The 7,307-nt window shown below is 59.8% G+C and carries 6 protein-coding genes and 3 pseudogenes; 5 read left to right on the forward strand and 4 right to left on the reverse strand.

The genetic code is table 11. The features are described 5' to 3' along the window. The first annotated feature begins 276 nt into the window (after positions 1–276). The 3 genes from XH79_RS07200 to XH79_RS07210 all read left to right on the forward strand — a co-directional run bounded on the left by XH79_RS07200 (position 277) and on the right by XH79_RS07210 (position 1,853). Positions 277–849: a Mu transposase domain-containing protein gene (locus tag XH79_RS07200; RefSeq protein ID WP_271581209.1), complete on the forward strand. Its 573-nt coding sequence runs from the start codon at positions 277–279 to the stop codon at positions 847–849. Positions 850–866: 17 nt separating this feature from the next. Then, on the forward strand, positions 867–1,610 hold the full coding sequence (gene istB, locus XH79_RS07205) for an IS21-like element helper ATPase IstB (RefSeq protein WP_271581210.1): 744 nt from the start codon (positions 867–869) through the stop codon (positions 1,608–1,610). Positions 1,611–1,709: 99 nt separating this feature from the next. Then, on the forward strand, positions 1,710–1,853 hold the full coding sequence (locus XH79_RS07210; protein WP_271581211.1) for a hypothetical protein: 144 nt from the start codon (positions 1,710–1,712) through the stop codon (positions 1,851–1,853). A gap of 96 nt (positions 1,854–1,949) precedes the next feature. Here the strand turns inward: XH79_RS07210 and XH79_RS07215 are convergent, their stop codons facing one another. Next, entirely contained in the window at positions 1,950–2,435 is a 486-nt protein-coding gene (locus tag XH79_RS07215) for a Rid family hydrolase (protein ID WP_333938838.1), read from the reverse strand. 248 nt (positions 2,436–2,683) lie between these two features. Here XH79_RS07215 and XH79_RS07220 point away from each other — a divergent pair. After that, positions 2,684–4,154: pseudogene (locus XH79_RS07220) on the forward strand (putative bifunctional diguanylate cyclase/phosphodiesterase); the annotation flags it as partial. Positions 4,155–4,276: 122 nt separating this feature from the next. On the opposite strand, the pseudogene XH79_RS07225 reads toward XH79_RS07220, so the two are convergent. Beyond that, positions 4,277–5,108: pseudogene (locus XH79_RS07225) on the reverse strand (polysaccharide deacetylase family protein). A gap of 1,084 nt (positions 5,109–6,192) precedes the next feature. Between XH79_RS07225 and XH79_RS07230 the strand changes: the two are divergent. Further along, the gene (locus tag XH79_RS07230) at positions 6,193–6,378 is read left to right on the forward strand and encodes a hypothetical protein (protein ID WP_271581212.1); all 186 of its coding nucleotides are present in this window, start codon (positions 6,193–6,195) and stop codon (positions 6,376–6,378) included. 124 nt (positions 6,379–6,502) lie between these two features. On the opposite strand, the gene XH79_RS07235 is transcribed toward XH79_RS07230, so the two are convergent. Further along, complete coding sequence (locus XH79_RS07235) at positions 6,503–6,706, reverse strand: hypothetical protein (RefSeq protein ID WP_333938839.1); 204 nt, start codon at positions 6,704–6,706, stop codon at positions 6,503–6,505. Positions 6,707–6,971: 265 nt separating this feature from the next. Beyond that, positions 6,972–7,307 (reverse strand): annotated as a pseudogene (locus tag XH79_RS07240) (recombinase family protein); the annotation flags it as partial.

A 7,307-nucleotide genomic window follows, 5' to 3' on the forward strand; every position in this document is an offset into this window, starting at 1 on the left:
GCGGATGGAAGGGATGAGTGATCCGTACCTTTTGGCGGATCGTACCTACACGGCCTGCAGTCGACGACTTTCTCCAAAGCCAAGGTCGAAGTCGGGGTCCAAATCGTCGGGCGATGGATTCTGGCGCGCCTGCGCAACCGCCACTTCTTCTCGCTCATCGCCCTCAACGAGGCCATCCACGCGCTCCTTGGCGAGCTGAACGATCGACCTCTCCGGAGCTGGGGGCGAAGTCGGCGCGAACTGTTCGAGGAGCTCGATCGTCCGGCACTCACCCCCTTGCCGGATGAGCCCTACGAGTACGCCGAATGGAAGCGCTGCCGGGTCAACCTCGATTATCACATCGAGATCGCCAAGCATTACTACAGCGTTCCCTATAGCCTCGTACATCAGGAGGTCGAGGCGCGCATCACCCAAAAGACCGTCGAGATCTTCCTCCGTGGCAAGCGCGTAGCCTCGCATCTGCGCAGCACCTTGCCGCATCGCCCGACCACGATCGCCGAGCATATGCCGAGTTCGCATCGCCGCTATCGCGACTGGACCCATGAGCGCATTCGTTCCGAAGCCGCCAAGGTCGGCCCCGATGCCGAGACGCTGATTGACGTCATCCTGCGGTCGCGGCCGCACCCGGAACAGGGCTTCCGCTCGGCGATCGGCATTCTTGGGCTGGTCAAGCGCTACGGCCAGGAACGCGTCGACGCCGCCTGCGCCCGGGCCCTCCTGCTCAACGCCCGTTCGTACAAATCGGTCGCTGCCATCCTCAAGAACGGCACTGACAGAACCGCTCCTTCCGCCGAGGAGGCGCCCATCCTCTTCCACGCCAACATCCGTGGCCGCAGTTACTACAATTGAACCAGGAGACGATCAGCATGCTCATTCACCCCACCGTCGATCGCTTGCGCGCCCTCGGCCTTGCCGCCATGGCCGATACCTTCGTCGAACTGCAGAACAATCCCGAGGCGGCCGAGATGCCGCACGCCGATTGGCTCGGCCTCCTCGTCGATCGCGAGGTCACCGCCCGCGACAACCGTCGCCTCACGCGCCGCTTGAGCAGCGCCAAGCTCCGTCAAGCCGCCGCCATCGAGAACGTCGACTATCGCACCGCCCGCGGCCTCGATCGTTCGCTCTTCCAGACCCTCGCCACCTGCCAATGGATCCGCGATGCCAACCACCTGGTCATTGTCGGCCCAACCGGTACCGGCAAGTCCTGGCTTGCCTGTGCGCTCGGCAACAAAGCGTGCCGCGACGGCTTCTCCGTCCTCTATAAGCGGGCGCCCCGCCTGTTCGCAGATCTTGCGCAGGCGCGCGGCGAAGGCCGTCTGGCGCGCCTGATTGCCGCCCTGGAGCGCGTCAATCTCCTCATCCTCGACGACTGGGGACCCGAACCGCTCACCGCCGACCAGCGCCGTGATCTGCTTGAGATCGTCGACGATCGCTACGACAAGGGATCCTTGTTGATCACAAGTCAGGTGCCCGTGTCGCAATGGCATGACGTCATTGCCGATCCCACCCTCGGCGATGCGATACTGGACCGTATCATTCACAATGCCCACCGTATCGAGCTCAGAGGCGACAGCCTGCGCCGCCAGACCAGCGAAAGGAAAATGCCGTGAGCACCTCGCGCACGATCGTCCCGCCGGCCCACAGGCCCCTCCCGCGCGCGTCGCTACGTCGCTCGTGGGGGCACTCCGCGCCGCGCACGGGGCCCTCCCATGGACCGCCGCGACGATCTCCAAGCCAGCCAACCAGCCTTGACGAGGAGACCGTTTCCAGCAAACTTAAAACCGTCAGTTGTGTTCGTCTCCAGTGATCTCGATCATCTGGAATCGGTGATCACCATCGTCTGGAACACCTGATCACCATCCCTGGAATACGCAGCCCTTGACAAATTCTTCTTCAGCGCCTTCCATTGTCTTGGCACTACAGCAGTTCATCTCGCCCTCAGGCGACCATCAAATCGCTCCGCATCTAGCTATTGCACGGCCCCGGCCCATTGATTGCGTTTTACAGTCCTTGCGGGACCTCCGTCCCTTTCCAAAATTGGCCGGATAGATGCCCGCAATAAGCATATTGATACGTACTCTCGTCACTTTTATGGGTCGACTATTGCAAAGGCCTCGATTTCCACGAGCTAGCATGGAGGTCACTTGGACTAGCGTCGAAGCGGGTCTTACGGCATCGAAGACCTCAAGGTGCGCTTTCGCGACCTGATCTGCGTCCTCGATATTTCTGAGATATACAACTGTTCGAACAACATCGCCCAGATCTGCTCTCGCGGATGTAAGCGCCGCCTTGATGATAGCCAGAGCGGCTGTAGCTTGGTCGTAGGCACTCCTCCCTTCGTGGGGGGCTGGCGCGCAGGTGCCGGAAACATGGACCTGGCCGTTCTTCGCTACGGCACGAGAGTAGCCAAATATGTTTTCGTACGCCCGCCGGATGAGATGTTTTGGCGCTTCGGTTTGCGTTCGGTGGCAGTAGTCATTACAGCTCCTCTATGGTCCTGTGGCGTCACGGAGACGGTACCATCCCTCTACGACGGGGACGGCCGGCCCGGCGAATACTTGGAAGGTGTGGCTCGGAAACGAGAGCTCGTTGAAGGCGGATCGTCCTTGCGGATTGCCAAGCATCTGAAGGGCAATCTTGCGGCCAAAATGGGTGGATCGCGATACTCCATCGAATACGGTATCAGAGCCTGCGCTTGCGCCTCAGTGCCTTCGGAGACATCGTGTCCGTGGTCATTTCCGACGTTACGTCGTTCAATCGCCGGGATGCGTCGTTCAGGTTGCTGTTCGACAGTAATCCGATGCCGATGTGGGCGTTAAATGCCGAGACAATGGACTTCGTGAGTGTCAATGACGCGGCAGTGCAGCACTATGGCTATGCTCGCGAGACCATTCCTGCGAATGAAAGTTCAGGAGATCTGGCCAGACGACGAACGGGTCAGCTATACCCGGGCGCTGCGAGAAGCGGGCGACATCTCTCAGTCCGAACACCCCTGGCGCCATGTCAGGGCTGATGGCGCTGAGATTTCTGTGCTGACCTTTGGGCGACGCCTGATGATTGAGGGGCGCGAAGGATATCTGGTCGTGGTGGTCGACATCAGCGAACGGCGGCAAAGCCGAGGCCCGTATCGCCCATATGGCACTTCACGACGGGCTGACCAACCTCGCCAACCGCGCACTCCACCAGAGGTGGCTCGGGGATGCGCTTGAAAGGGCTAATGCAGCTGGTAACCGCGTCGCGGTGCTGTGCATCGACCTTGACCTCTTCAAGAACGTCAACGATTCGTTCGGACATCCCATCGGCGATCACATGCTCGAGCAGGTGGCCGACCGGCTGCGGTCCAGGATCGCCGGAAACAATCTGGCGGCACGGCTCGGTGGCGACGAATTTTCGATCATTCTCACGGATGATACCTCGCCGACGCATGTGAGCCAATTCGCGGCCGACCTGATCGGGACGTTGAGTGCGCCTTACGAGATTGACGGCAATCAGGTCATTATCGGTGCCTCGGTCGGAATCGCGCTGTCACCAGGCGATGGCACGACCAGTGCCGAACTGATTCGTAACGCCGATATGGCGCTCTATCGCGCCAAAGAGGATGGCGGCGGAACGCATCGCTTCTTCGAGCGGGAGATGGATCAGCAGGTGCAGCGACGGCGCGAGATGGAGCTTGATCTGCGCCGTGTCTCTGCTGGTCACGAATTCGAGCTGCACTATCAGCCCCTGGTTGATATCGCGAGCGACAAGATCTCTGGCTTTGAGGCGCTTCTGCGCTGGCCGCACCCTGAGAAGGGCATGATCTCGCCGGCCGAGTTTATTCCCCTTGCGGAGGAAATCGGGCTGATCGGGCCCCTCGGAGAATGGGTGCTGCGCGAAGCCTGTAACGAGGCGGTAAAGTGGCCTTTAGAGATCAAGGTCGCGGTCAACCTGACGCCGGTGCAATTCCGTAGCCGCAATCTGGTTCAGGTGGTGATTCAGCGCTGGCGAAGTCCGGCTTGACTCCGAAACGGCTCGAGCTTGAAATCAAGCTCGATTGGCTTCGTGCCGAGGGTTGCAACGAGGTGCAAGGATTCTTGTTGAGCGGCGCCAGGCCAGCCGTCGAAGTGGGGCAGCTCTTGTTTCGCTTTGGCGCAAGGGCGTCCAGGGCGGCATGATCGCCGTGCCGCAGGAACAGCTTCGTCACGTGGAGGCTTCGCAAATCGAACCCGATCAGGCCACGAGGTCGTCCGTAGCCGTCTCTGCCCAGGGGTTGATCTCCGACACTTCTCGCGCACCTTCACTGCGGGAAGGCGTGGTGCCAAGACGTCAATGGGGCTTCAGCGCTCTTGGCGGCAGCCGGCACCAGATGCACGATTCGATACCCGTTCTGATGCAGGTAGCGCAGGAACGCAGGCAGCATGGCCGCCGTCCGCGTCTGCGCATCATGCAGCAGAATGATGCCCTTGCGAGCGGCCTCGAGCCGCTCGATCAGGATTGTGAACTCCTGCTCTGGGGTTATGTTCTCCCAATCGCTCGCCCAAAGGTCAGCTCCGAACACGGCAATTCCGCGCGCCTGCAAGAGATCAAGCGTCGCAGGTGTCGCGTCGAAGTAGGGGAACCGGAAGAACGGTGTCGAGGGCATTTTGGTGGACACACCGTTGAGCGCCATTTCGACGGCGGCGATACCGCGCTCGATGTCCTCTTTCGCCTGCTCGAACGAGATTTTCGACATCATCGGATGCGACCAGCTGTGGTGCGCTACGGTGTGGTCCTGGGCGGCCATACGCCGCACGAGCTCGGGAAATTCCGCCGAGGATCGGCCGACCAGAAAGAACGTGGCTCGCGCGCATTCCTGTGCGAAGCGCAGCCAGCACCTTATCCGTGCTCGGCGGCCGCGGTCCGTCATCGAAGGTGAGGACGACTTCATAGTCCGCCAGAGGAAGCGTCTCTGGAAAGTTCTTCAGCCCCACCCGGGGGAAGAGCGCGGCATCGACAGCGAGCACCCGCGCCGTGCCGAGCGCATCCCGTCGATTGCAGCTAGAGGCGTCTGTCACGGCAATACCGGCGAGCAACGCCAGCCCAGCGCAGCCGATGCGAAAAGCTAATCTAGGCAGGCGCAACTCTGTCATTGCGCGTTAGTGCGACCTTGATTGTTGGTGAGCCCCGTGGTGCCCAGCAGCAGACTATCTGATCGGCATCGCCGGATTTCGGCGCATCGAGGGTATGTCGTGCCCAAAATGGTCGTCGAATGTCCTTTATCCGCTCGAACCGCTCCCGCTGCCTGACTTGCTTGAGCTGGGGCTAGGCGGCTTAACTCGGACAATCGCTGCTGTTCGTCTTTCGCAAGATCAGTGCACCCCGCGTCTGCAGCACGCGCGGCCGCGTGTCAGCGGGTACGACGGCGTACCCCTTGGTTGTTCCGGGCATTCGAACTCTGATGATCTTTACTGCCGCGACGTATATTTCCAGATTGGCTTGTGAGAGGCCAGGGCGGCCTGGATAACACCCGAGCTGACGAGTGAGCCGCAGATGTTTCACGTGGCTCGCCGAGCAACGCAACAGTTGAGCAGCTTCGCTTTCCGTCCACATCTGCGAGTTCGGTTTGATTCTGCGCTTCATCGCGCGATCCAAACACGGAGCACCTTTGTGTGTCGATATAATCAATGACTCCATGCGTGTTATACAAAAGAATACAACTTGAACGTTGACATGGCCGAATGGCATTTCCTATTGTCGCGATGAGCTCCAGAGAACCTCGTACGGCAGGCGTAATCGTTTTTCCGCAAAGTCCGGAGTCCTCGCGCGTATGTCCAGTGGCGCAAGCCTAAAGGCGCGAGGGTGCGCCTGTCGTTGCTTAGTTCTGGCTCTGGACGACTATCTCGATCTCAGAAAGATCGACGGAGAAAACGACGGTGAAAGCGGTAACAAAACAGAAGGCAGACAGAGCTTGCGCCAAAGAGTTGAAGATCTTGGCGCGGGTCGAAAGAGACGTCTTCCTTGGGCTTGAGGAAATCTACTCGATGCACATGCGCGCCGAGCATCAAAGCGTCCGAGCAAGATGCCATGCCATCTTGCGCGCTGGGAGTTTGCCGAAGACGTGACTGCCGATCATAGAGCGCTCCGTAGGGAGCGCTCTATGCATTTGAGCAAGCGCGGCCGGCAAAAGCCAGCATCTGATGGCCCCGGCACGCTCCTAGAAGGTGGTAATAACCTGTGCGAGACCTGATCATCGAAGCCTTTGACGGCGTCATCCGCCGCGAGATCGCGGAAGCGGACGACGTCCGCAAGGAAATCGCCCAGCGCGGCGCCTATTGGGCCGGCGACGAGATATGGAAGCTGCGCCGCCAAGTCGCCGCGCCGCGCAAGCGTATCGCCGAGCTTGAAGAATCCGACGCGTAATCTCAGCAGACCGCGAGTACCTCCTCGATGCCCTTTAGAGCCGTGACTTCAATGGCTTCGCCGTGCGCCGGTTATCACAGAGCCCAGTTTCCTTCATGCGCGTGCAGACCTTTTGCCTCAGCAATCATCCACTGCTCGCGCGGGTTTTCGTGGCTGATGCGCTTGCCGGTCTTCGGGACTTTGATGAACCTTTGGCGGTTCCAGATGATGCGCCCGGCGTACAGCCATTCCGAAGGATGCCGTTCGAGCGCTTGCGGCTATCGGTCGAGGCGTTCCAGGCGCCGCCACGCGGCCCGGGTACGCCTTTCTTGTTCAGGTCAGCTGCGATGTCGCGTGGCGAGTTGCCGCCTTCAACGGCTTCTTTATCTGCGGTGTTAGACTCACGAAGGCTTGTCCTTGCCGACGCATTCGATGAGGAAGCGTGACAGCGCTTCGAATGTGTAAAATCGGTTTATGGTGCGACCCTTATAGACTTCCTTGGAGAACCAGAACATGCGACGACTGAAGGTGAGCCACGCCGAGGGCATCAAGACATAGTCGAAGATCGCTTCGTTCTTGTCGTCCAGCCGAACCGCGACAACCCATCCCTTCGGTCACCTCACGCGGTATTGCAGCGTCCAGCGCAAGGGCCTGTTTTCATAGTTGCGGCATCTCGCGACCCGAAAGAGGACATTCACGGCATTGTCGATTCGAAGACATTCAGTCGAAGCATTGAGGGTGGCACTGCGACCAAGTCTCTCGAAGGCGTCTCGAAGGCGAGCAGCATTGCTAAGCTGAAGGGCGGCCCACCGTTGGTGCGACGCGTATTTGTCAAACCATTCTTGATTGCCGTTGTACCCAATAAGACGATAGATGTTCCGCAGCGCGCCGAAGTGCAAAAGATACGATGACATGGACGGCAGTCCCGGACTTGAATTGATAATCGTCTT

This window comes from Bradyrhizobium sp. CCBAU 45389, from assembly GCF_028128625.1.
In the GTDB taxonomy this organism is placed as follows: domain Bacteria; phylum Pseudomonadota; class Alphaproteobacteria; order Rhizobiales; family Xanthobacteraceae; genus Bradyrhizobium; species Bradyrhizobium liaoningense_B.